The organism is bacterium, from assembly GCA_021372535.1.
In the GTDB taxonomy this organism is placed as follows: domain Bacteria; phylum Latescibacterota; class Latescibacteria; order Latescibacterales; family Latescibacteraceae; genus JAFGMP01.
The window spans coordinates 1-23,600 of the sequence record JAJFUH010000179.1; the positions used below are offsets into that span (position 1 = coordinate 1).

Here is a 23,600-nt window from a genome sequence, read left to right on the forward strand (position 1 = left end):
AAATGATCTGGTCGTTCTTGAATATCACCGCCCCGAACCACCGTCTGAGGCATGTCGAGCGACGGGCAACTTCCCGTGCGATATTGAGATAGTAATGATCTTTATCCGGTCGCGGGCGCATATTTAACTCATGGTTTACGATTTTTTCAGTCATTTTAACACAATGAAAAATATAATAATACATTGAACAGGTGTCAATGGGTAAAAAGGAACAGAGGGACAAAGAGACAGAGAGGCAAAGGGAAAGGATTACCACTGTTATTCTTGCGTCGTCTACTGTATCGATTCAATCCACCGGCCTGCCTGTTCGAGCGCCAGGCTCAGTTTTTCGTCATCGAGAACGCCTGTCCACCATATTTCCGGCTGTGAGCGGAACCAGGTGAGCTGACGTTTGGCATAGCGCCGTGTGTCGCGTTTCACCGCTTCCAGACAGGACTCAAAGGATTCGACGCCGTCCAGAAAGGGAAACCACTCCTTGTACCCGACAGTATCGAACGCGGTCAGGCTCCGTGAATAACCCATGTCGAGGACACGTCTGAGCTCATCCACAAGGCCAGCCGAAACCATGGCATCGACACGGATATCGATACGGCGATAAAGCTCTTTACGCTCGATGTCCGCACCGATGGTGTAACAGGTGTAATCACCCCCGGTTATCCGGGAATTTTTCCTGATCTCCGTAAATGTACGCCCGGTGGTGTAATAAACCTCGAGAGCGCGCAGAACACGCACCCTGTCATGCTCGTGAAGCTCGGAGGCCCGTTCCGGGTCTATACCGGCGAGAGTCTGATAGAGGGCATGCAATCCTTTTCCGGTGCATTCGTTTTCGAGGTTTTTACGGATTTCCGTGTCTGCGGCTATATCTACAGTCAATCCATCCCGGAAGGCACGGATATAAAATCCCGTTCCTCCCGAAATTATCGGCAGCCTGCCGCGGGAGATGATACCGGTAACCGCTTCCGACGCCAGACGTACCCATTCACCCGCGCTGAACGGTTCATCGGGATTCACCACGTCGATGAGATGGTGAGGCGCCGCCGCACGGTCTTCGGGTGTGGGCTTTGCTGTCCCGATATCGAGGTAACGGTATACTTTACGGGAATCGGCGCTGACAATCTCGCCGTTGAACAGCTCCGCCGCCCGGAGAGCGAGTTTTTTCTTCCCGGAAGCGGTCGGGCCGACGATAACGAGAATTCCGGCGGTCACCGTCCGAATCTCCGGTCGAGCTCTTCGAGTGTGAGCTTCACGATGGTCGGCCTGCCATGAGGACAGGCGAAGGGGGATCTGGTCGCAAAGAGGCGGTCAACGAGATACTGCATTTCAGTCTGGTTGAGCGGTTTACCGGCTTTTATGGCGGAACGGCACGCTACGGCTGCGGCAAGTTTTTCGGTGTATCCCGATGTGATTTTTCCGTGAGTGCGCATCTCGTCGATGAATTCGAACAACAGGCCGCCCTCCTCAAACCGCGCTATTCCCGCGGGAATTGCATCGACAATAACCGAACGCTCGCCGAATTCGCGGACGCTGAACCCGATCCGGTTGAGAATCGGTATCATGGGAACGAGAATATCGAAATCGGCCGCCGGAAAATCGATGGTGAGAGGGAAAAGCAACTGCTGCGAGGAGGGCGGCTTCCCGGTAAGGTGGTCAAGAACCTCCTCGTAGAGTATCCGTTCATGGGCGACATGCTGATCGATAATGATCGCCCCCTCCTTGATTGTGGTGATGATATACCTGTCCTTGAGCTGCCAGAACACGGGGCCCTCATAAGGGGCAATAGTATCCCGCACAAGAGGAAACGGCGCGGTTTCATCACCAACCGCACGGTCGCTTTCGGAAAAAACGATTCCCGTCTGAGAAGTCCGGCTTCCGGGACCGCCGGGCGCGGATTGAAACCTCGGAGCTTCCCTCTGCCACCGATCCTGCGGAGGACTGTATATCGTAACCGGCGAAACGCTCATCTCGGGCGCGGCTGCCATGGTATGGAGCGTTCTGGCTATCGTATCGCGAATGGTATCAAGAATGGTGAACTCGCGGAATATCCGTATCTCGCGCTTTGCAGGATGAATGTTCACATCCACCCGTGTGGGATCGACTTTAAGGTACAGAATGAACGCCGGAAACATGCCGCGCGCGATTGTCGGACCATAACCGTCCAGCACAGCCCGAGAAATGGTCTTGGAATGGACGGGGCGGTCATTGACTATAACAGCCTGATTGAATCCGGCTGTCCGCGCTGTCTCCGGTTTTCCGGCGAAACCCTCTATATCCACACCGTTCTCGTGCGATTCGAACGGGATCATGAGAACGGCCATCGCATCACCGTAAATCTGCCTGAGCATCTCGCCGTGATCGGCGGCACCCCGGTAGGCGAATACCTCTTTCCCTCCCGCAATCAGTTTAAGGTTCAACCCCGGAGATGCGATTGCGGCATCATACACGATCCCCCTGATATACCGGAGCTCGGTCTGCTCGCTTTTCAGAAATTTGCGGCGTGCGGGAAGATTGTAGAAGAGATTTCCAACCTCGACATCCGTTCCCATGTCACGGCCTATGTCGGTGACATTCCTGAGAATGCCTCCTTCGACGACAACCCGGGTGCCGAACATGTCCTCTTTCCGCCGTGTGTTGATAACCGCTCTCGAAACCGATACGATGGAAGGAAGCGCTTCACCGCGGAAACCGAGGGTCATGATACGTTCGATATCCTGCACGGTTTCGATTTTTGAGGTGGCGTGACGTTCGAGGGCAAGAAGAGCATCGTCACGGCCCATGCCTTCGCCGTCGTCCGAAACCCTGATAAGCCGTCTGCCGCCGTCCTCGATTTCTATAGTAATGGACGTGGCATGGGCGTCCACGGCGTTTTCGATGAGCTCTTTTACCACCGATGCGGGACGTTCGACGACCTCGCCGGCGGCAATTTTGTTGGCAACGATATCGGGGAGTACCTTAATTTTCGCCACGTTTTCATCCTGACTTATCTGTATACACTGAACCTGATCGATATAGAAAAATCAATCGAACACGGATTTTCACGAATCAGGCGGATTTTCGCGGATATGACTTATCAGGACAGGTCACACCCTGTCCCTACATACTTATTACGATTTTATCCGGACAATACTTTTTTTAAATATTATCAATGATCGCGTTTTCATTCATTTGCGTTCTTTCAACGTCACTTTTCGTTTCAACTGTTCGAGGAGCAGGAGCGCCCGCATCGGGGTAAGGTTGTCGATATCGAGATCACGGAGTTCCTGAACCACCGGATGCTCGGGAAGCTCAAAGAGGCTCAGCTGATATGCGCCTTTCTGTTCCGGGGGAGCGGCCGCTATTTTCGGCTCGTTGTTGACCGTGAACTCGTTCGCTTCAAGGTTGGCGAGAATCTCCTTTGCGCGGGCAATCACCTGTGAAGGGAGTCCCGCCAGCCGTGCGACCTGTATGCCGAGGCTCTGATCCGATCCGCCCTCGACTATTTTCCGCAGGAAAATCACCTCGTCGTTCCATTCCGTAACGGAAATATTGTAATTTTTAACCCGTTCGAGGATAAGCGCAATCTCGGTAAGCTCGTGGAAATGGGTCGCAAAAAGCGTCCGGGCGGCAGACCGCTTCACCTGGTGGAGATATTCCACGATTGCCCAGGCGATACTGAGACCATCGAACGTTGAAGTCCCCCTCCCCACCTCGTCGAACAGGATGAGGCTTCGCGGCGTGCAGTTGTTGAGGATGTTCGCCGTTTCGTTCATTTCCACCAGAAAAGTCGACTCCCCGCCGGCGAGGTTGTCCGACGCTCCGACACGGGTGAAAATCCGGTCTACAACGCCTATATGCGCCGATTCCGCCGGAACGAACGATCCCGCCTGCGCCATAAGAACGATAAGTCCGACCTGCCGCAGATAGGTCGATTTTCCTGCCATATTGGGTCCCGTGATGATAAGAATCTGGTCTTTCCCGGTGTCGATGAGGGTGTCGTTCGACACGAATTTCCCGGCGGGGAGAATCGTCTCGACCACGGGATGACGGCCCTCCGTGATCTCGATGACCGTGCTCGTGTCGACAACGGGGCGGACATACTTCCTCTCCGCGGCAACCTCCGCAAATGCATGAAGGACATCGACAACAGCCACCGCCTGTGAAAATGCCTGAATCTCCTTTACACGGAGTGCAACGGTTTTCCGCAGCTCGACAAAAAGCTCGCGTTCGAGCTCGCTTATACGTTCACCGGCGCTGAGCACTTTCGATTCGTACTCCTTGAGCTCCGGGGTGATAAACCGTTCGGCGTTAACCAGTGTCTGCTTGCGGTGGTAATCCTCGGGTACGCGGTCGAGGTTCCCTTTGGAGACCTCGATGAAATAGCCAAACACATTGTTATATCTGATTTTCATATTCGATATACCGGTCCGGCGGCGCTCCTTTTCCTGAAGCTCGGCGATCCATTTCCGGCCCGAATGCGTGATATTGCGGAGGTCATCGAGCTCGGCGTTGTAACCGTCGCGGAAAATTCCCCCGTCGGTCAGGAGCATGGGCGGCTCATCGACAAGGGAATTCGTTATCAGTGCGGCGACTTCACGAAGGTCGGTGAGATCATAGGTTTTCGACTTCAGGATACCCGCGCCAAACCGGTCGAGCGCTTCACGGAAACGTTCCGAACATTCGAGCGACTCGGCAAGGGAAAGCAGGTCGCGGGGGTTGGCACGTTCCAGACAGACACGGCCGATGAGCCTTTCCACGTCATGAACAGTCGAAAGAATACCACCAATCTCAGACCGCGCGGAAGAATCGTCTGCCAGCTCCGCGACACCATCGAGGCGCCGGTTTATTTCATCGGGATCGAGGAGAGGGCTCGTTATCCATGTCTTGAGCAGACGGCTGCCCATCGGAGTCAACGTTTCATCGATAACGCCGAAGAGGGTGCCCTTCGCGGTGACATCGTCGCTGATGGCGGAAGTCAGTTCGAGGTTTCTCCTCGTCCGCGCATCGAGGAACATGGTCTCATCGGGACGAAAGCGTTTGATGGTGGTCATATGGCCGAGCGAAGCCTTCTGGGTATCGACGAGGTATGAAAGCATCCCTCCCGCCGCGGCTATCGCAAGGCCGCTGTCCTCTATTCCGAAACCCTTGAGCCCGGCAACTCTCAGATGATTGCGGATGTTGTCCTCGGCATAATTCCGCTCGAATGTCCAGCCATCACGGTAGGTGATCATGACGCCGTCAAGACGGGATTTGATCGCGGTTTCCGTTTCGGGCGACTCGTTTTCCGAAAGCAGAATTTCAGCGGGCCCGATACGTTCGAGCTCATCGAGCCATGCACCGTTTCCGGGGATTTCGCCAGCCCTGAATTCCCCTGTGGAGAGGTCCGCTATCGCTATCCCGGTGTTCCCTGTCTCTAATACGAGGGACACTATATAGTTGTTTCCGCGCGATTCGAGAATTTCCTCGTTCATCGCCGTTCCCGGGGAAACGACCTGAACGACCTCACGTTTCACCGGGCCTTTCGATTTTCCCGGGAGCGATGTCTGTTCGCAGATGGCAACCTTGTATCCGGCGCGCAGAAGCTTCGACATGTAGCCGTTCACCGCATGATAGGGAATACCCGCCATGGGCACGGGGTCTTTTTTGTTCTTTTCGCGCGAGGTAAGCGTGATGCCGAGCTCACGGGCAGCGAGCCGGGCGTCATCGAAGAACATCTCGTAGAAATCACCCATCCTGAAAAAGAGAATGGCATCATCATGCGCTTTTTTTATTTCGAGGTACTGCTGCATGACGGGGGTTATATCTGACATGAGGCACCTATTTCAGCTTGACCACATGGGCTTTGATACCGGTAAACTCCGTAACCTGATCGGCAGTTTTCTCCGCCTGGTCACGGGTGTTGAAGTACCCGACCTGCACAAGGTAAAAATGGGTATCCGCGACCGTTTTCATGGAAAGATGCGTATCGAAATTCGCATCTTTCAGACGTCCGAACAGTTTCATAGCGTTATTTTTATCCATGAAAGCCGAAGCCTGCACGGAGAATTCCGCATCCACAGGATCGACGGATATATCGACACTTACGCTGTCATCCGCCGTGATTTCCCCGTAATCCGCAGAAACGACGAGAGAATCAGGCTGGTCGTCATCGTCCATGAACAACATGGCCGGATCACCGGTAATACTGCTTCCGCGGGCGCGAATACTATGAGCCTGATAACTCTCGGGAAAATTTTTGAGAAGCCGCTCCGTGTAATGCCCGGCATTTTCCTCGTTGCCGAGATTATGCCAGGAAAGCGCAATCACCTCGAGAGTGCGCGGCGTTACGGCGCTGTCGTTATCATGTTCGAGCACATCGAGGGCGGACTCGATGGCTGTCTTCCATTCTTTCAGGGCGACATGGCATTCCATGATACCGGCGGCAGCCAGAACCCCGAGCGATTGAACGGGATTCTGTTCGATGCAGAGCTCGAAATGAATCCTCGCTTCATCGGGTGCGCCGGAAACGAGACGGATCAATCCCAGCCGGTAAAGAGCCTCCGCATACTGCCTGCTCCGGGGGTATCCGGAAACAATCGACTCATACAACTCCCCCGCCGCCGCAATATCGCCGGAGGCAAAATTCAGCTCCGCCCTCTCGAACAGAGCCGCGGCAGCAAGACTCGAATCGGCGAGGAGCTCGACCTCCTTGAACAGGGCATTCGCTTTGTTCATATCTTTTTCGAGCCGTGCAAGGTACAGGATGGCCGACGGATTTTCGGGGTATTTCCGGCGGAAATTCTCGAGCTGTATCCGCGCATCATCGTACTTCCCCTCGCTGATGAGCGTCATGATGTCATGGGGAAGCGCGCCTGGATTTTCTTCCGCGGAAACAGTACCTGTCCTGCATGGAAAAAGTAATATAACAGCCGCGACATAAAGAGGAAATACCTTCATACACATGTACCCATAAGTGTGGCTCCCGTGGTTTCATCTATACGGACATTGACGAACGAGCCGATGTTCACCGTTTCGTCACGGGCGTAAAAAACAACGGGAATATTTGTTTCGGTGAAACCGTACCAGCCGTGATTGTCCTTGCTTGTCCCTTTTACCAGTACAACGAACACAGAGCCGATATGTTCCCTGTTTCTGCCGCGCATGATGGAATTCTGGAGGGCGATAGCCTCCTTGAGGCGCTCGATCCGGATTTCTTCGGGAACCTTGTCCGGAAGGAGGCTCGCTTTTGTCCCTTCACGCTCGGAGTAACGGTACATGAAGGCGAAATCGAACCTGACCGTTTCCATAAGGCCGATGGTCGCACGGAAATCATCCTCGGTCTCCCCGGGGAACCCGAAAATCAGATCGGTCGAAATGTTGATCCCGCCGACCATTTCGCGTGCACGGTTTATCAGTCCCTTGTATTCGGAAATGGTATATTTTCTGTTCATCGCCGTAAGAATCCGGTCCGACCCCGACTGTACCGGAAGATGAAGGTGATTGCATATGTTACTGCGGCGCGCCATGACTCCGAGAATATCTTCCGTCAAATCCTTCGGATGGGATGTCAGGAACCGTATCCAGCCGATCCCTGTATCGGCCACACGATCGAGAAGCCCCGCAAAATCGACATCGCCGTCACGGTACGAATTGACATTCTGCCCGAGGAGCGTTATCTCGCGGAATCCGCTGTCACGGAGTCGCGCCGTCTCGCCGATAATTCTCTTCACGGGGATGCTCCGCTCGCGCCCTCTGGTATAGGGGACGACACAGTACGAACAGAAGTTGTCGCAGCCGCGCATAACCGCCACCCACGCCGACGTTCCGCTGCACCGGACGGGCTCGATCCCCTCATAGGTCTCTTCGCGGTCAAGTATCGTATCGAAAACCTGGCCTGACAGCGCCTGTTCGATCATGTCCGGAAGCTTCCTGTATGAATCCGGACCCGCAACGATTCTCACGACATCCGAAAGGAGCTTTTCTCCGAGTCGCTGCGCCATACAGCCGATAATACCGAATAAAAGCTCCGGTTTCCCCCTCCTCAGCGATGACAGCTCCCCCACGCGGCCATGAATGCGCTGTTCCGCATTATCACGGACACCGCACGTATTGAGGAGAATGACATCGGCGCCTGCATAGCCGGACACAAGGGTGTAACCACTACCCGCAAGGACTGCCGCCACATACTCGCTGTCAAGCTTGTTCATCTGGCAGCCATATGTCTCTATGTATACAGTAACCGGTTTCATCATTCCTCATGTATGATAGCGTGAATAATCCTTCTTGTCAATGTGCGATAGTGATCGACAGAAAGAAGCGCGGTGTACTAAGAATTTTAAAGCGGATTTCTATGAAAATATACATAACTACTATCACAACGAGACACAGAGAACACGAAGAAAAGATCAAATTTAAAAAACACATTTTTATATTTCGTTGTAATCATCCATAGTTATGCGGGTCATTCACAAAATACAATAGACCGGACATTTACACGGATATCTTTTAAATGGCATTGAAACATACTCTATGATAACTTTTTTACCTCTTTACGAGAATACATGTATGTGAATAAAGGAAAAGGCGGCCCGGAAAGCGGACCGCCTTGATGTATACCTCGAGCGGTTAAAGCCCTGTAGATAGTATTATTCCTTATCCGCTTCGTCAGCCGTCTGAGCTTCGGCGGCTTCCGGTTCCGGGGTTTTTTCAGTTTCCGCGGCGACGACTGAGTCTTTGGCCTCCGCAGGAACGGCCTCGGCTTCCGGAACAGCTTCTGCTTTTACGGTGGGAGTTTCGGCAACTTCAGCCGTAACTGCATCGGACGGAACAGTGACCGGTTCGAGGATATCCCCGAACGTATCACCGATAGTCACCGGTTTGGGCTTGTATTTTTCCTTGAATTCATCGAATTCTTTCTTATCGCGATCCCTGAAGTATTCACGGACGCTGAGAACGACCTTGCGCTGATCTTTGTCGAATTCAATGACTTTCAGGGGCAGTTCATCGTTCACATTGAACGCCTCGGCTGGTTTCTTGACATCCTGGCCGAGCTGAAACGCCGGAACGAAACCCTCGATATTGTTGTCAAGCGCAACGACCACACCGCGGTCGAGAATGCGGATAATCGTGCCCATGGTAATCATGCCGACTGCGAATTTCTCCTCGAGCGTAGACCATGGATCATCGAATATCTGCTTATGTCCGAGGGAGATACGCCTGTTCGACTTGTCTATGTCGAGAATGACGACCTCGACGACCTCACCTTTCTTCATGACTTCGGAAGGATGCTTGATCCGTTTGGTCCAGCTCATGTCGGAGATATGCACGAGGCCGTCGATACCTTCCTCGATCTCCACAAATGCGCCGAAATTGGTCAGATTGCGAACCTTGCCCTTGACATGGTTTCCGATAGGATGACGTTCGTCGATCGTGCCCCACGGATCGGGTTCAAGCTGCTTGATACCGAGGGAGATTTTCTCTCCATTCTTGTCGACACTCAGAACCTTGCACTTTATCTTGTCGCCGACAGAAAGAAGCTTCGACGGGTGCTTGACATGCTGGGTCCAGCTCATTTCGCTGATATGAACGAGCCCCTCGATACCGTGTTCGAGCTCGACAAACGCGCCATAATCAGTGGTGGAAACCACCTTGCCATCGACAACCGATCCCTCGGGATATTTCTCTTCGACACCATCCCATGGATATGGCGTGAGCTGTTTCAGGCCGAGCGAAATCCTCGTTTTCCCTTCCTCGAAATTGAGCACCTTGACATTGATCCTGTCACCGATAGATACAAGCTCGGAAGGATGATTGATGCGCCCCCACGACATATCGGTGATATGGAGGAGACCATCCACACCGCCAAGATCGATGAATGCGCCGAAATCGGTTATATTTTTCACCGCGCCTTCGCGGGTCTGGCCGATTTCGAGCTCGGCAAGGACCGAATCGCGCATACGTGAGCGTTCTTCCTCGAGCACAACACGACGCGATACGACGATATTGCGGCGGGCTTTGTTCAGCTTGATAATCTTTAACCTGTAGGATTCCCCGATGTACTGGTCAAAATTCTTGACCTGACGGATATCTATCTGAGAACCGGGCAGGAAGGCTTCGACACCGAGAAGGTCGACAACGATACCTCCCTTGATACGCCGTACCAGACGGCCATCAATCTGCCGATTGCTGTCGTAAATCTCTTTGATCTGATCCCAGACCTTCATGAAGTCGGCCTTCTGCTTGGAAAGAACAAGCTGACCGTCCTGGTTTTCAACGTCTTCGAGAAAGACTTCCACTTTGTCGCCGATAGTGATTTCCGAAGCGTCACCGAATTCCTGAAGGCTGATACTTCCCTCGCTCTTGAAACCGATGTCGACGATCACCTGGTTTTCGGTGACCATGAGCACCGTTCCCGAAACGATACCGCCCTGCTCGATCGATTTCATGGTATCGTCATACATATTGAGCATCTTGGTGAATTCGTCTTCCGTGTATTCACCTTCATCGTAAAACCGTGCTGCTTTTTTTGTCAGCGTATCACGAATGTTCCCTTTGGGTTTAGGGTCATCAACGCTTTGGGTGGTTGTTTCCGCTTCGACAGTGTTGACCGAAGGGGTTTCATTGTTTAAGGTTTCTTCTGACACGTAGCGCATCCTCCTTATTGTTCTTTGGATTTGGCCTCATTACGCACGGCCATATGCGTTTTATATAGATTTGTAATATCATACATTATTCGTTTTGACACAAGTAAATAATGATCTTTTTTCGTTTCAGCCACAATTTCCGATGGTTTGAACGGCGGGAGGAAGTGCACGGTGATCCGTGAAAAGAACGGTTTTGCCCTGTATGAACCCTCAACCCAGCATGGTACAATCAGTGTATCCGCTGTAACCGCAATCATTCCGGCCCCGCTTTTCGGTTCGAGAAAATCGCCTGTTCGCGTACGGGTTCCCTCGGGGAAAATGAGAACAGCCCATCCTGCTTTCAGACGGTCGATGATCTCTTTCAGTGCGCTCCGGCTGAATCCTCTGCGATCCACCGGAAGCGAGTTCACAGCCGCGATAAACTGGCCGAAACCGGGGATCGAAAAGAGCTCTTTTTTTGCAAAATACGTGATCTCGCGGGGAATACAGACACCAACGCACGGCGGATCGAGCATAGAGGCGTGGTTCGACGCCACCATGACACCACCGTCGGACGGGACGTTTTCTACCCCTTCTGCGCGAATACGATATAACATTCTCAGCACCAGATAGATGCAATACCGCGAAAAACGATACAACAACCGCATCGGCTCATTATTTATTCTTGTCAACATCAGACCGTTCCCTCACAATTGATACGATCGCATCGACCTGTTCATCAAAGGTCATATTCGTCGTATCGATCACTATGGCGTCATCGGCTTTCCGAAGCGGTGCTATCTCCCGCATCATGTTTGCACGGTCACGCTCCCTGATTTCCGCGAGCAGCTCCTCAAATAAAATCGCGGGGTCTTTGGGTACAAGCTCGTCATACCGCCGTTTTGCCCTTACTTCCATCGACGCATCGAGATATATCTTGATTTCCGCAAGGGGAAATACCACAGTGCCGATATCGCGCCCCTCCATCACGATGCCGCCGTCACAACCAAGCTCACGCTGTATTTCGGTCATCCGCGCGCGAACACACCTCATGGCGCTGACCGCCGACACGGCATTCGTCACATCACGGTCGCGTATCCTGTCGGTCACATCCGCGCCGTTGAGAAAAGTCCGCTGACCGTTCTCGCCGATTTTAAGCTCCACCTTTGAGCTGACGGCAACACGGCAGACACCGGTCTCATCGGCCGGATCGACTCCATTGTTGAGCACATCGAGCGTCACCGACCGGTACATGGCGCCGGTGTCGACATACAGGAATCCGAGCTTTCCGGCCACCTTCCGGGCAGTCGTGCTCTTTCCCGCTCCCACAGGACCATCGATGGCGATAATAGGCTTACGGCGTATCATTCCGTTTTCTGCTCCGTTTCATACACGATTCGTTGTGCAGGTGCTCGATCTCCTCCCCTGTCAGCGGCCTGAACGATCCAAGGGGAAGATGCTTCGCGGTGATACCGCCGAACGAAATCCGTTCGAGAACGCGCACCGGATGCCCCAGCCTTTCCATCATCCTGCGTACCTGGCGTTTACGGCCCTCATGGAGAACTATCTCGACGAGGGAAACTCCGCTCCCGATCGAGAGAACTATCATACGCGCCGGCGACGCGGGACCGTCATCGAGAACGATACCCTCCCCTGTCCTGCGGATATCCCCGGCGGAAACTTCCCCCTCGACCTCTGCGCGGTATACCTTTTCCACCCCGTACGAAGGATGTGTCAGGCGGTATGCCAGGTCACCGTCATCGGTGAGCAGCAGAACACCCGATGTATCCTCATCGAGCCGGCCCACGGGAAAGATTCCATCCATCGACTCAGCGAACAGGTCGAAAACAGTCGCTCTTCCGTGCGTGTCGCCTCTCGACACGATGACCCCCGTCGGTTTGTTCAGAACATAATACCGTCGCCGCGCCTCCAGTATCAGCGGTTTTCCATCGAGCATCACCGCATCGCCGGTACTTACACTGAAAGCCGGGTCCGTCACGACCGCCCCATTAACCGTAACACGCCCGTCCCGGATGAGTATTTCGCCTTTACGCCTTGCCGCAGCGCCGCTTACTGACATGTAACGATTGAGCCGCACAGAACTCATTCAGCATTATGGGGTTTGCTTTTCCGAACCGCCTGCACTGTCCGCTTCGGACGGAGCACCGGTTATCGTTTCATCGAGCCGAAGCTGATCGGGTGAAACCGGTTCGATTTCACTCCCGTCGAACATTGAAGCAAGCTCATCGGCGCCGGGAAGGTCTTTTATGTCGTTCAAACCGAAATACCGGAGAAATTCCCTTGTCGTTCCATAGAGAAGCGGTTTTCCCACCGAATCGCTCCTGCCGGCAATCTCTATGAGATCGCGGTTGATGAGCGTCCGGATGGGCGTATCGGAGTCGACTCCCCTGAGCGCATCGATTTCAGCACGGGAGATGGGCTGCTTGTAGGCGACGATTGCGAGGGTTTCAAGCGAAGCTCTCGACAGTTTGGGCCTTGTCCGGGAATGGAAAAGTTTCTCCACAAACGGGCCGTACTGTGCAAGAGTTTCATACTGAAAACCGCCGGCAACCTCGACTATCCGGAATGGCCGGAGCTGTTCTTCATACTCGCGGTTGAGGCTGTCGATTATATCGAGAATTTCGTGATCCGAAAGCCCCCCGGCAATCAAGCTGAGCTTTTCGGGCTCGACCGGTGCATCCGAAGCAAACAGAACAGCCTCAATTATCCTGGTCTGTGTTATCTGAGCGCTCATACAGAACTATCCGTCCAAACTGTTTCGATTGTCGTATCCTGATCAGTCTCTTCTTTATCAGCTCAAGCATGGCGATAAAGATCAGGACAATAATGAGTCTCGGCTGCCCATTCACCAGATCGATGAAATCGACCTTGCCATGGGATTTTATTATCTCCATGATCTCCTGCTGTTTCATTTCCGACGTTATATTGAGAAGCTCCACTTCATGGGTCTCGGTTTTGGGAGCGGCCGCCAGAATATCGCGCAAAGCGGTCAAAAGGTCGAACAGCATGTATTCAGGGGCCTGTTCACCCTGCGGGATGGAATCGCCGATCCGCTGCTTTTCGCCTCCGCGAGGGAATATCCCCAGGCGGGAAGCTTCTTTCTCGGCGAGTTTCTCCGCAACACCGCCAAGCTTCTGATATTCGAGAAGGTAACGGATCAGCTCGTTTTTGACTTCATCGCCTTCGGTTGCCTCCTCATCATTTCCCTCCCGTGAGAAAAGGCTCCGGGCCTTGATTTTCATGAGCGTCGAGGCGATAACGATAAAATCCCCGGCCATCTCAAGGTCAATAAGCTTGATAATCTCCACGTAATCGAGATACTCTTTCGCTATCCGGGCAAGAGATATCTCATGAATATCGAGTTCATTCTTTCGTATGAGATAGAGAAGGAGATCTATCGGCCCCTCGAAAACGGATATGTTTATACGAAAATCACGGGCCGGTTCGGGCGATGCAGCGGTGGTTTTTCGAAAGTCGCTATCATGGATGTCAAGCTTATTGTCGTTATCCTGCATAATCGGCAAGTATTCTGTCATATTTTCAAATACGGCTGCCAGGTATTGACCAGCGTGCCTCTGCTGAACAGGAAAGTCCTGAAATTCGGTTTATGGGGGGGTTTTATAAGCTTCATCCCCGCCTGTTCGAGTGTCCGGTCGCCTTTTTTGTTATTGCATGAAGAACAGGCGCAGACGAGATTCTCCCAGGTATCATTTCCGCCCTGGCTCCGGGGAATAACATGATCGACAGTCATGTATCCCTCGGTCGTACCGCAATACTGACATGTTTTATGGTCGCGCTTGAGAATATTCTGTTTTGAAAGCTGTATATTCCACACATGTTTCGCCTGAATATACATAAGCAGCCGTATTATGGTGGGTATACTGAACGTCGTGCTCACAGAATGGACATAATTGCCGTTCGATTCGATGACCTCGGCTTTTCCCGCCCAGACCATAATAATGGCTCTTCTGGCCGTACAGATGGTAAGCGGCTCATAATCGTTATTCAAAAGAAGAACCTGACTGTCAAGCATATCATTCCTCCCGGCACATGGAGCCTGCCGAGAATGGCATATCATCCGGTATTAAGTATTAAATAGTATATTTACATATTTTTTACTGTTCAGTCAAGTAAGAAGTGAATCATGGCAATATCACATTTTTTGAAGAACACTTTTTTAATATGTTACTTCCTTTGCGTACCCAAAGGAAGTAACCAGGGAAAGGGCACCCCGTGAAAAGCCTTTTTCCCCATTCACTGCCCGTTTTTCGGGAATGTGAACTCACGAGCCTTCGGCTCGCCCGGACAGCACCGATTCTTTTCCCGAAAACCGGTTGTGACCGTGGGGCTTTTCAATGGGGTTAAAATTCACCGGAAATAATCATATATTCTATTTATAATCAAAGTATTACAATACAATTCATCGTGGATTTCGGGGGGTCACCCGAGAAGTGAATCGCGGCAATTCCCCATTTATCCGGATACTCGGATTATTCACGGTGAAACGCTCTTCATTCTGCCATTTTTTTCATCAATCATAAACAGGGCGTCGATGAACGCGCCGGGATCGAAATCGCGGAGGTCCCCGATACTTTCGCCGATACCGATAAGCTTTATCGGGACACCAAGCTTATCGATAATGGAAATGACGATGCCTCCCTTTGCGGTGCCGTCGAGCTTGGTCAGAACGATCCCCGTGATGCTCAGGTCACGCTGAAACACCTCAGCCTGGGTGAGCGCATTCTGGCCGTTTGTCGCATCGAGAACAAGCAGCGTTTCATGAGGCGCCGTCGCATCGGCTTTTCCCAGCACCCGCCGTATTTTTTTCAATTCCTCCATGAGATTCCGCGATGTATGCAGCCTTCCCGCGGTATCGATGATAACCACATCGGTCGAACGCGCTTTTGCCCTCATGATGGAATCGAAGGCCACGGAAGCCGGGTCTGCGCCCTCGTGAGCCTTGATGAATTCCGCTCCGGCACGTTCAGCCCAGATTTCAAGCTGCTCCACCGCCGCTGCCCTGAAGGTATCACAGGCGGCAAGCAGAACCGAGCGGCCTTCGTTCCGGAAACGCATGGCGAGTTTACCGATGGTCGTGGTTTTGCCAACACCGTTTACTCCCACGACGAGGATAACATGCGGGCGCGCATCACCGGATAACAGCTTTGTGCCCTGCCCGAAACGGGCAATAAGCGAAAGCATGGTCTCCTTCAACACCATAAAAGGATCGATTTTACCGGAGTTAATCTCTACCGCCCGGTTTCGGAGTTCTCCGACAAGAAGCTCGGTAGCGTGGACACCGATATCGGCGGTGTAAAGAACATCCTCCACCTCGTTCAATACAGCATCGGTTATTTTATTACCGAATGAAAATATTCCGGCGAGTGAACCCATGAGCTGGGTTCTTGTCTTACTGAGCGATTCAGTTATTTTTTTAAAAAAATCAAATGCCATCGGAAGCTGCTCCTTATATCATACCGTGCATCAGCGAACGCAACGGGGTGTATTTTAAATTCGTTTTATTGGTTGGAAGCTATTTACGAAGTACGATTTTTAAAGAATTAATATCGATCCCCGATTCGCTGTGTTGCACCGCAACGAGTCAAGTCGGTGGCGAAATCGATCATTTTCATGCGACCGAACTATTTGAGCGCACCTGAGTAAAGCCTTTCTTTCGGGAATCATGATATCTTTTGTGCGGAACAAACGGATCGGTGTTTTCCGGAACACGGGGCAGAATTACCGACCGCAGTCACAAAAAAAACACACATGAAACCACACCATCTGCGGAAGGGAATCTAATTCATCTGACCTGCTACAAACACCCGGTTTTTCCCGGATCGTTTTGCTTCGTAGAGCGCGCGGTCGGCAGATTCAAAGAGATCTTCAGGTGAGTCGATATCTTCTTGAGGTACTGCGGACACCCCCATGGTCAGGGTGCTTTTCAGGTTCTGGCCCTGTATGGAAAATGTATTGGTATATACCTTTTTTCTGATACGCTCAGCCATATTACATGCGTTTTTCAGATTTGTCTGAGGCAGGAGTATGACAAATTCATCTCCGCCATACCGAGCAAGGACATCCGACTCACGGGAAGTTTCCCGGAGAATATCGCCGATTTTTCTAAGTATCTCATCACCAACCGGATGGCCATACGTATCATTGATATCCTTGAGATAATCGAAATCGGCGATTATGAGTGAGATGAAGGATCCATAACGGCGGTATCGCTCGAATTCACTTATCAGACGTTCATGGAACGCGCGGTGATTCAACAGCCCCGTAAGCCCGTCCGTCAGAGCAAGCAGTTTGGTATCCCGATGGAGCGTCGCATTGTTGAGAACATTCGATGCCCGCACCGAAACGAGGCGAAGCAGGTCCAGAGCATCGTCCGGCAAAGGTTCATCGATATTCGAGAGTCCCAGAACACCCTGAATGGTGTTCTCGACAAGAAGAGGGACAAACAGGCTCGTCAGCATGGGCGAAATACTTTCTTTACCATCCTCTTGTATCGATGATGACAAAGATGCCCGTATGTTGTATGATGTTTCCAGTTTTTTGTTGAGCAATCCCTCGAAAAACGCCGCTATATCCTTATCGATGACCGATAGGACCGAACGTTTGATCGGATCGCGTGAGAAAATCACGATTTCGCGGTTGACTTCATCGAGAAACAGAAATGAATAATATTTGCTGACAATGATTTCCGATATACCGGTCAATATCGAATCGGCAAGGGTTTCGATATCAATACTCAGATTGAGGAATGTTGAAAATTTATCGAAATTAATGATGTTTTTAAAGTGATCGAAAAGTACCGGTTGTTGTTTTTTTGCCAGAAGATTCGCAATCTCGTTTGTTTTCTCATTAAACAGACATTTTGAAAGAGCTATCTCGGTCTGAATCTTTATCTCGGAAAACGAGATCGGTTTCTGGATATACGACAACGCGCCAGAGTTCAGTGTACTTAACACCGTCTCGTCGCTGCCGTAACCGGTCACAACAATTACTTCAGACAAAGGATGAATATCCTTTGACTTTTTGAGTATTTCGATTCCGCTCAGATTATCAAGTTTCAGATCAACAAATAATACGTCATACGTCAGTGATTCCAGCTCATCAAGAGCTTTTTTCCCATCGGTTTCATATGCGGAATCGTAACCCATAAAATCAAAGAAATCTTTAAAAAGGTTACAGATTTCGTACTCATTATCGATTATAAGGATTTTGGGTTTTTTATTTTTCATACATGATTCCTGAAATAACCTGACAGCAGATTTATTCTGTTCAAGGTAAATTCACTATAGCTAAGTTACAAAAAAGTCGTTTGTGCAACAATCTAAAAATTTACTTTTATAATAAATTTTCAATGTGCTCCTGTTTATATTATTGTAAATATTATACATACAATTATAAAAAAATTTCAATATCCTCATTTGTTCAAATGAACCCGACCGGTTGTCTCCCCGGATATATTTTAAAATATCTTTTTCTCCCGTACCGGGATGAACCGCAGTACCAAATCAGCGCATTCCTGCATATTAAGATAAGTCCTGCGCTTTTCCCGCAACGTGCGCTTCATCACAACATGCCATATAAACAGTCAATTATTGTTCCCTGCCCGGTGAATCGACCGGTCATCGGGGGAAAGATTTCTGAACAACACGCTGCACAGACCCGGCCAGCACTCTCATCATTCCAAACGGCGGACTCGCAACCGCAAAAAAAATCACCGGCCTCAGCGATCTGAGGCGATCATACCGCAGAAGTCTCTTTGCCACATACCGTCCCATCATATCGGGTTTTACAGCGCCGCATGCCAGCACCTGTTCGAGATACGTGGTCCGGAGATGATAATCAAGCGCTTCCGCTATGATTCCCAGAGCCTTCGATATTCCCCATTCGCCGGTTACGAATTTCATAAGTCCGGGGTCGGAGAGATATAAACGGTTTTCGATAATCCATGCGATATCGCTGAGCCATTTCGGATTGTGGAAATATTCCTTGACCGCATGACAGGCCAGATACGAGATCATGTCCTCGCCGCACAGGAGCCGCTGCCCGTTCATGGTGATACTCCGCTCCCACAATGCATCGAGCAGGGGTGAAAACAACCTCCTGTGGAGCGGATTATTGCGATTCACCAGGTCCCAGTGAATTTCTATGAAACGGGGATTCGTTTCATCGGTGCAAAAATTCATGTGTGATCCGCTCCGGGCGCCCAGATACAGGTAACCATTGTTTTCAAGGTACTCGCCGACATACTCTGTATCCGCGCGCCTGATCAGTATGTCAACATCCACCATGGGATTGCTTTTCCGCCGCGCGCCATGGGCAATACGCGGATCGCATCCTTTAAGCGGTATCTGGTCGAATCCGCCCTTCGTCAACAACGAAGAGACCTCACACCAGAGCTCCCGCATGGATGCGGTTTCGCCCGCACAACGCGCCGATGAGCTGACAAGCCTTTCCAGAATCCGTCTATCGACCGTATCTTCTTTTCCGGCAAGGAGCTCAAGCAGGCCGGGACTTACATCGAGATTCACCGCCGCGCAGGAAAGATAATTCCAGTCCACCGCGCCCCGAAGAACCGCATCAGCCCGCGAACGCACCGAATCGCTTATATCCGCCAACGACGAAAAAAACAGGAGAAGCTGTTCAGGACTGCATATCATCACTGAATCCCCCGAGCAAGCCCGAAACCCTGCGGATCATTTCCCCGGGGTCGCCCCAGCCGCTTATACGAAATGTCACTGCGGTGCCGCACAGGTCGCCGATCATGTCGAAAGCGCTGCGGATATCTGAAATCTGGAGGTTGGGGGAAACATGATGCATGAGACGCGCCGCCGCTTCCGCTTTTCCGACAGTGGTTATTGAGACGGATTTCACGTTTTGTTTACCATCGAGTAACAATATTACTTTCACCGGCGCCTCGTTAATCGCCGGCACAGGGGGCTTCAGTAAACGTTTCACACCCCGCGGAGACCGTGAAAACCGTATGAATTCCGGAAAGGCATACATCATGCATATATTACCCGATGCGCCGGTTTTCCTGACAAGAACACGGTCATCGGCGATAAAACCGGACCCTCCGTTCACCAGTTCCATAACAAGGCTGGACTTCCCCGACCCCGCCGAACCGGCGATAATGCATCCCCCCCATCGTAACACTATCCCCGCCGCATGGAGAGGAACATACCCGTTCAGACACAGAAGCTCATCGAGAATCGGCCTGAAAATAAACCGTGAAATATAATCTTTGTTGAAACGTCCCGCTGCGGGCATTACAATAATCGCCTGACGGTGTTTACGGTCGGTAATCGAGCGGGCTATCCCATACCATGAACCATACAGGAAAACCCCGTTTTCCCGCAAAAGAACGCCATTGCTGTCATACACCGTTGACGCGTTTTCAGGAACCTCGAACGGGATTCCCGAAGCACGCGTTCCGCCGAGAAACACGATGCGGATTGCATCACGGTGCGGCTCAGCGCCGGTGTTGACCATCGATCTGAGCCCGGTCGCATTAAAAACAGCCGTGCTGTCGCCATAGACAACAAGCTCCGGCCTGCCGCCTATTTCGTAAACGAGCTTTTTTAACAAACGAATTGTCATGTAAGATGCCTGAAATGCCTGCGCGCCAGCCTGCATGGATTTATCCGGCCCGAAGCCAGACCGATTCCCATCGCCAGACAACCCTGGCATCGCATGAGATAGCGGCAATCCGTGCACACGCCGTAATCTCCGGAGTGCAGTGTACGGAGTTTTTTCATGAGCGGCGAGCTTCGCCAGATCGTTTCAACCGGCGTTTCACGGATATTTCCCGCTTTCTCAGGAAAGGCCCCGCACGGGTATACGGAACCGTCGGGACCGATGCTCATGATCGAGCGGCCGGCATTGCACAGCGTGGGTTTATATGAACCGCTGATACCCATTCTTCTGCGGTTACGGTGTATCTCGCTGTCGGATATCTGGAACGCGAGGGGACCTCTCCCCCGGCCGGATTCGACAAAAAGGGAATCATCATGACGGAAAGGGATTCCCAATCTGCCGGCCAATTCATACATCGCATTGATTTTTTTGTAATTGTGCTTCATAAGTACAGTTTTTGCCGAAACGCGGATACCCCGTTCTTTCAAAACGGCAATCGAGTTCATGACAGCAGTGAATGCCCCCGGAACCCGAGCCAGCATATCATGTGTCTCCGCGTCCGGGCCGAGCAGAGTCGTTTCAACGGAATTAAGCGGAACCGAGGCAAGCACATCCGCCAGCGATGGTTTCAGCAGTGTCAGGTTCGAAAAGATTTTGATTGAAAAACCGGCGGTTTCAACGGCGTAAACGATAATTTCCCCGATGTCCTCACGGAGAAAAGGCTCGCCCCCGGTTATCGTCATCTCCATTGTTCCGAGACGGGCAAGGTCATCGAAAAGCCGTTTAATCTCCGCGGTATCAAGCTCGGGACCGGATGATTCAACATGGTAACAATGATAACAGCCGAGATTACAACGGGCGGTCAGCTCAAGATTGATCCCGTACGGAACGGAACGCGCATTCATGAGAACATAGATATCGGGAGCTCGGTATGTATCAGGCATTATCTTCGACGAAATCAACGAGATGTTCTGAAACCCACGCTTCCGTTATTTTCGATACTTCTTCCAGACAAGCCTCATGAGAAACATCATAGTGGGCTGTAAGGAAACGGACAATCTCATCAACGGTTTTCCCCTGACATGCGAGAGACCAGATACGCGAGGCGGTTTCGTTGAAATAGTATGTCTTGAGATTTTCCAGGTTCATCAGGAATGCCTCATCATCGATGAACCTGGTCGTAATATGTTTTGAAATGTGTGGAATACCTTGAAACCGGTCGGGCATGGCAGGAAAAATTCCTCAGATTATGACGCCCTCTTCGATATCGGGGTCTTCGATATAGAGAAGGGGTTCTTTTTCAAGATCGACAATTTTGCCGGTTTTAAGACGTTCGCCGTCACTGCTCACGAGGATGTTCAATTTGGGTCTGGTCGGATGAACCGAGGAAATGTCTATGACCCTGCCAATTTCACCATTGTTGAGTTTCACAAGGCTTTCAATCGGGAAGACGCTGATCACATCGATCAGCGATTTGATAATTGACGGATGGAAATCGATACCGCGGCGTGAAAGTATCTGTTGCAGAGTCTCATATCCGGAAAAATCCTCGCGATGAGCTTTCGGTGAGGTCATGGCGATATAGACATCACATAAACCGATGATTTTGGCGAATTCATGGATATTCCCGCCCCTGAGGCCTTCGGGATATCCGCTTCCGTTTTCACGCTCATGAATCTGGTATATGATCGGGGCAAGAAAGGGAAACCTGTCGGTGACTTTTTCAGCGATGTTGCTGGAATACAGTATATGGTTCTTGATTTCCTGGAATTCCTCGGGTTCGAGTTTCCCCTTTTTGGTAAGTATTGCCGGATCGACCTTCGTCATCCCGATATCCCCGAGAAGGGCGCATAAACCGAGCGAGAATAACCGTTCCGGGGAGTATCCGCGGCTGATACCGATTTTTATTGACAGGATGGCCACATTCAGGCTGTGTGTGGTGAACGTTTCACGGCCTTTTTTCAGGCGGACAGCCTTCCGGAGAATCGCATTGGTATTCCTGCATACCTCGATAAGCCGCATAACGGGATCGATCAAACGTTCCACGCCTGGAACAATATCCTCTTTACCTTCCTGGTAGATATCATCGAGTATGTCAAGAAGCTCAATATGGATTGCATCCGCAAGTTCAAACTGCATTTTTTCGTCAACTGATGACACCGTTGTAATCCCCGTTTCTTGAGTGTAAACTCCGGGTTCACGCGATACTTTTTCCGGAGAATGTCTTGGATGGCTGTCCTGAACGGCATCAGGCGATACAACCGTATCGGTCGTTTCCGGAACAGATTCGGAATCCGGCTTTTCATGGAATTCCGATTTTCTTTCCGCATCACTATTCCGGAAATGGGATTTCCCGTTTTCCTGAGGATACTCGCGGTATATTTCCGATACATCGTCGATTTCAGGCGACTGTGAAGGTATTTCATAAATATTCGAGAGATCGGAAGCTTTTAAAAACCCCTCACCGCCGCTGTACTCATCTTTTTTCGGAGTGTCGGAAGTTCCCCTGGGAATATTCTCTTTTGCTTGTCCGTTTTTCGAACCGACCAGATCAGTAAGCCTTACCATGTCAGATGTCTCTCTCCGCTACTGTCAGTTCCTGTACAACATCACGATCCACCGTATTGAGATTCCGCGCGACTCCCATGACAAGACAGAGATCACAGATATTATTGATCTTTCGGGGGATTCCTTTTGAATACTCGTATATACTCCGTACAGCGGCATCGGTAAAAACCGGGTCGCTCCTTCCCGCCACACGGAGACGGTGGTTGATAAAATTACCGGTATCATCGAGCGAAAGATGGTCGATATGATACCGAATACCGATCCGCTGATCGAGCTGCGGCATCGTTTTCACCGTTCTTTTAAGCTCCGGCTGACCGATAAGAATTATAGTCAGAAGAAACCGGTTATCAAGCTGAAAATTGAGGAGAAGCCGGATTTCCTCAAGAATCAGCTTGTTTATGATGAGCTGGGCTTCATCGATGATAAGAACGTTGTTTTTGCCTTCCCGGGCGCTGTTGAATAAAAAATCGTTAAATGCATGAAGAAGGTCCAGCTTCGAGATGGTATTCGACTCGATACCGAACTGATATAATATCTCCTTGACAAAATCATCCACTTCCAGCCGCGGATTCGTGATGAGTGCGACTTCATACTCATCAGGATTGAGCCGTGAAATGAGCGTTCGGGCTATGAGTGTCTTGCCGCAGCCGATATCTCCGGTCAGAAGTGCCGCTCCCTTGTTTTCATTGACAGCATAAAGGAGATTCAGAAGCGCTTCCTTATGCTTCACTGAATAATACATGAATTTGGGGTCCGGAGTATTTTCGAAAGGCTTTTCATTCAAGC

Annotated in this window: 21 protein-coding genes; all 21 read right to left on the reverse strand. The window is 51.1% G+C overall.

Annotated features, from left to right (window positions below):
• The coding region (locus LLG96_15645) for a cytidine deaminase (GenBank protein MCE5251641.1) at positions 1–121 on the reverse strand (121 nt) is incomplete at its 3' end.
• Between the two features lie 152 nt (positions 122–273).
• Complete coding sequence (gene miaA, locus LLG96_15650) at positions 274–1,206, reverse strand: tRNA (adenosine(37)-N6)-dimethylallyltransferase MiaA (GenBank protein ID MCE5251642.1); 933 nt, start codon at positions 1,204–1,206, stop codon at positions 274–276.
• On the reverse strand, positions 1,203–2,963 hold the full coding sequence (mutL, locus tag LLG96_15655; GenBank protein MCE5251643.1) for a DNA mismatch repair endonuclease MutL: 1,761 nt from the start codon (positions 2,961–2,963) through the stop codon (positions 1,203–1,205). Before mutL ends, miaA begins: the two co-directional genes overlap by 4 nt.
• Positions 2,964–3,158: 195 nt before the next feature.
• Positions 3,159–5,783 carry a DNA mismatch repair protein MutS gene (mutS, locus tag LLG96_15660; protein ID MCE5251644.1) on the reverse strand — a complete coding sequence of 875 codons (2,625 nt, stop codon included), beginning with the start codon at positions 5,781–5,783 and terminating at the stop codon, positions 3,159–3,161.
• A 7-nt stretch (positions 5,784–5,790) separates the two neighbouring features.
• Positions 5,791–6,909 carry a tetratricopeptide repeat protein gene (locus LLG96_15665; GenBank protein MCE5251645.1) on the reverse strand — a complete coding sequence of 373 codons (1,119 nt, stop codon included), beginning with the start codon at positions 6,907–6,909 and terminating at the stop codon, positions 5,791–5,793.
• Positions 6,906–8,201 carry a tRNA (N6-isopentenyl adenosine(37)-C2)-methylthiotransferase MiaB gene (miaB, locus tag LLG96_15670; protein MCE5251646.1) on the reverse strand — a complete coding sequence of 432 codons (1,296 nt, stop codon included), beginning with the start codon at positions 8,199–8,201 and terminating at the stop codon, positions 6,906–6,908. Before miaB ends, LLG96_15665 begins: the two co-directional genes overlap by 4 nt.
• Positions 8,202–8,597: 396 nt before the next feature.
• Complete coding sequence (gene rpsA / locus LLG96_15675) at positions 8,598–10,595, reverse strand: 30S ribosomal protein S1 (protein MCE5251647.1); 1,998 nt, start codon at positions 10,593–10,595, stop codon at positions 8,598–8,600.
• Between the two features lie 14 nt (positions 10,596–10,609).
• The gene (locus tag LLG96_15680; GenBank protein MCE5251648.1) at positions 10,610–11,191 is read right to left on the reverse strand and encodes a 1-acyl-sn-glycerol-3-phosphate acyltransferase; all 582 of its coding nucleotides are present in this window, start codon (positions 11,189–11,191) and stop codon (positions 10,610–10,612) included.
• 58 nt (positions 11,192–11,249) lie between these two features.
• Positions 11,250–11,939 (reverse strand): (d)CMP kinase, encoded by a 690-nt coding sequence (gene cmk, locus LLG96_15685; protein MCE5251649.1) that lies wholly within the window; start codon positions 11,937–11,939, stop codon positions 11,250–11,252.
• Entirely contained in the window at positions 11,929–12,681 is a 753-nt protein-coding gene (locus tag LLG96_15690; GenBank protein MCE5251650.1) for an rRNA pseudouridine synthase, read from the reverse strand. Before LLG96_15690 ends, cmk begins: the two co-directional genes overlap by 11 nt.
• A 6-nt stretch (positions 12,682–12,687) precedes the next feature.
• The gene (gene scpB, locus LLG96_15695; GenBank protein ID MCE5251651.1) at positions 12,688–13,329 is read right to left on the reverse strand and encodes an SMC-Scp complex subunit ScpB; all 642 of its coding nucleotides are present in this window, start codon (positions 13,327–13,329) and stop codon (positions 12,688–12,690) included.
• Entirely contained in the window at positions 13,295–14,131 is an 837-nt protein-coding gene (locus LLG96_15700; protein ID MCE5251652.1) for a segregation/condensation protein A, read from the reverse strand. The genes scpB and LLG96_15700 overlap by 35 nt, the downstream gene beginning before the upstream one ends.
• Complete coding sequence (locus tag LLG96_15705) at positions 14,128–14,628, reverse strand: HNH endonuclease (protein ID MCE5251653.1); 501 nt, start codon at positions 14,626–14,628, stop codon at positions 14,128–14,130. The genes LLG96_15700 and LLG96_15705 overlap by 4 nt, the downstream gene beginning before the upstream one ends.
• Before the next feature lie 461 nt (positions 14,629–15,089).
• A complete protein-coding gene (gene ftsY / locus LLG96_15710; GenBank protein ID MCE5251654.1) occupies positions 15,090–16,049 on the reverse strand; it encodes a signal recognition particle-docking protein FtsY in 960 nt (319 codons plus the stop codon).
• 344 nt (positions 16,050–16,393) lie between these two features.
• On the reverse strand, positions 16,394–17,842 hold the full coding sequence (locus LLG96_15715) for a diguanylate cyclase (protein MCE5251655.1): 1,449 nt from the start codon (positions 17,840–17,842) through the stop codon (positions 16,394–16,396).
• Between the two features lie 390 nt (positions 17,843–18,232).
• Entirely contained in the window at positions 18,233–19,270 is a 1,038-nt protein-coding gene (locus tag LLG96_15720; protein MCE5251656.1) for a nucleotidyltransferase family protein, read from the reverse strand.
• Positions 19,254–20,210 (reverse strand): hypothetical protein, encoded by a 957-nt coding sequence (locus LLG96_15725; GenBank protein ID MCE5251657.1) that lies wholly within the window; start codon positions 20,208–20,210, stop codon positions 19,254–19,256. The genes LLG96_15720 and LLG96_15725 overlap by 17 nt, the downstream gene beginning before the upstream one ends.
• Positions 20,207–21,190 carry a radical SAM protein gene (locus LLG96_15730; GenBank protein MCE5251658.1) on the reverse strand — a complete coding sequence of 328 codons (984 nt, stop codon included), beginning with the start codon at positions 21,188–21,190 and terminating at the stop codon, positions 20,207–20,209. Before LLG96_15730 ends, LLG96_15725 begins: the two co-directional genes overlap by 4 nt.
• Positions 21,183–21,473, reverse strand: coding sequence for a PqqD family protein (locus LLG96_15735; protein MCE5251659.1), 291 nt, complete (start codon positions 21,471–21,473; stop codon positions 21,183–21,185). The genes LLG96_15730 and LLG96_15735 overlap by 8 nt, the downstream gene beginning before the upstream one ends.
• Before the next feature lie 15 nt (positions 21,474–21,488).
• On the reverse strand, positions 21,489–22,814 hold the full coding sequence (locus LLG96_15740; GenBank protein ID MCE5251660.1) for an HD-GYP domain-containing protein: 1,326 nt from the start codon (positions 22,812–22,814) through the stop codon (positions 21,489–21,491).
• Between the two features lies 1 nt (position 22,815).
• Positions 22,816–23,556, reverse strand: a complete 741-nt coding sequence (locus tag LLG96_15745) for an AAA family ATPase (protein MCE5251661.1) — start codon at positions 23,554–23,556, stop codon at positions 22,816–22,818.
• Positions 23,557–23,600: the final 44 nt, after the last annotated feature.

Bases quoted from the DNA above. Each gene is read 5' to 3' on its own strand.
- mutS (MCE5251644.1), bottom strand. From the start codon at position 5,783: ATGTCAGATATAACCCCCGTCATGCAGCAGTACCTCGAAATAAAAAAA.
- LLG96_15665 (MCE5251645.1), bottom strand. From the start codon at position 6,909: ATGAAGGTATTTCCTCTTTATGTCGCGGCTGTTATATTACTTTTTCCA.
- miaB (MCE5251646.1), bottom strand. From the start codon at position 8,201: ATGAAACCGGTTACTGTATACATAGAGACATATGGCTGCCAGATGAAC.
- LLG96_15680 (MCE5251648.1), bottom strand. From the start codon at position 11,191: ATGTTATATCGTATTCGCGCAGAAGGGGTAGAAAACGTCCCGTCCGAC.
- LLG96_15690 (MCE5251650.1), bottom strand. From the start codon at position 12,681: ATGAGTTCTGTGCGGCTCAATCGTTACATGTCAGTAAGCGGCGCTGCG.
- scpB (MCE5251651.1), bottom strand. From the start codon at position 13,329: ATGAGCGCTCAGATAACACAGACCAGGATAATTGAGGCTGTTCTGTTT.
- LLG96_15700 (MCE5251652.1), bottom strand. From the start codon at position 14,131: ATGACAGAATACTTGCCGATTATGCAGGATAACGACAATAAGCTTGAC.
- LLG96_15705 (MCE5251653.1), bottom strand. From the start codon at position 14,628: ATGCTTGACAGTCAGGTTCTTCTTTTGAATAACGATTATGAGCCGCTT.
- ftsY (MCE5251654.1), bottom strand. From the start codon at position 16,049: ATGGCATTTGATTTTTTTAAAAAAATAACTGAATCGCTCAGTAAGACA.
- LLG96_15715 (MCE5251655.1), bottom strand. From the start codon at position 17,842: ATGAAAAATAAAAAACCCAAAATCCTTATAATCGATAATGAGTACGAA.
- LLG96_15720 (MCE5251656.1), bottom strand. From the start codon at position 19,270: ATGATATGCAGTCCTGAACAGCTTCTCCTGTTTTTTTCGTCGTTGGCG.
- LLG96_15725 (MCE5251657.1), bottom strand. From the start codon at position 20,210: ATGACAATTCGTTTGTTAAAAAAGCTCGTTTACGAAATAGGCGGCAGG.
- LLG96_15730 (MCE5251658.1), bottom strand. From the start codon at position 21,190: ATGCCTGATACATACCGAGCTCCCGATATCTATGTTCTCATGAATGCG.
- LLG96_15735 (MCE5251659.1), bottom strand. From the start codon at position 21,473: ATGCCCGACCGGTTTCAAGGTATTCCACACATTTCAAAACATATTACG.
- LLG96_15740 (MCE5251660.1), bottom strand. From the start codon at position 22,814: ATGGTAAGGCTTACTGATCTGGTCGGTTCGAAAAACGGACAAGCAAAA.
- LLG96_15745 (MCE5251661.1), bottom strand. From the start codon at position 23,556: ATGTATTATTCAGTGAAGCATAAGGAAGCGCTTCTGAATCTCCTTTAT.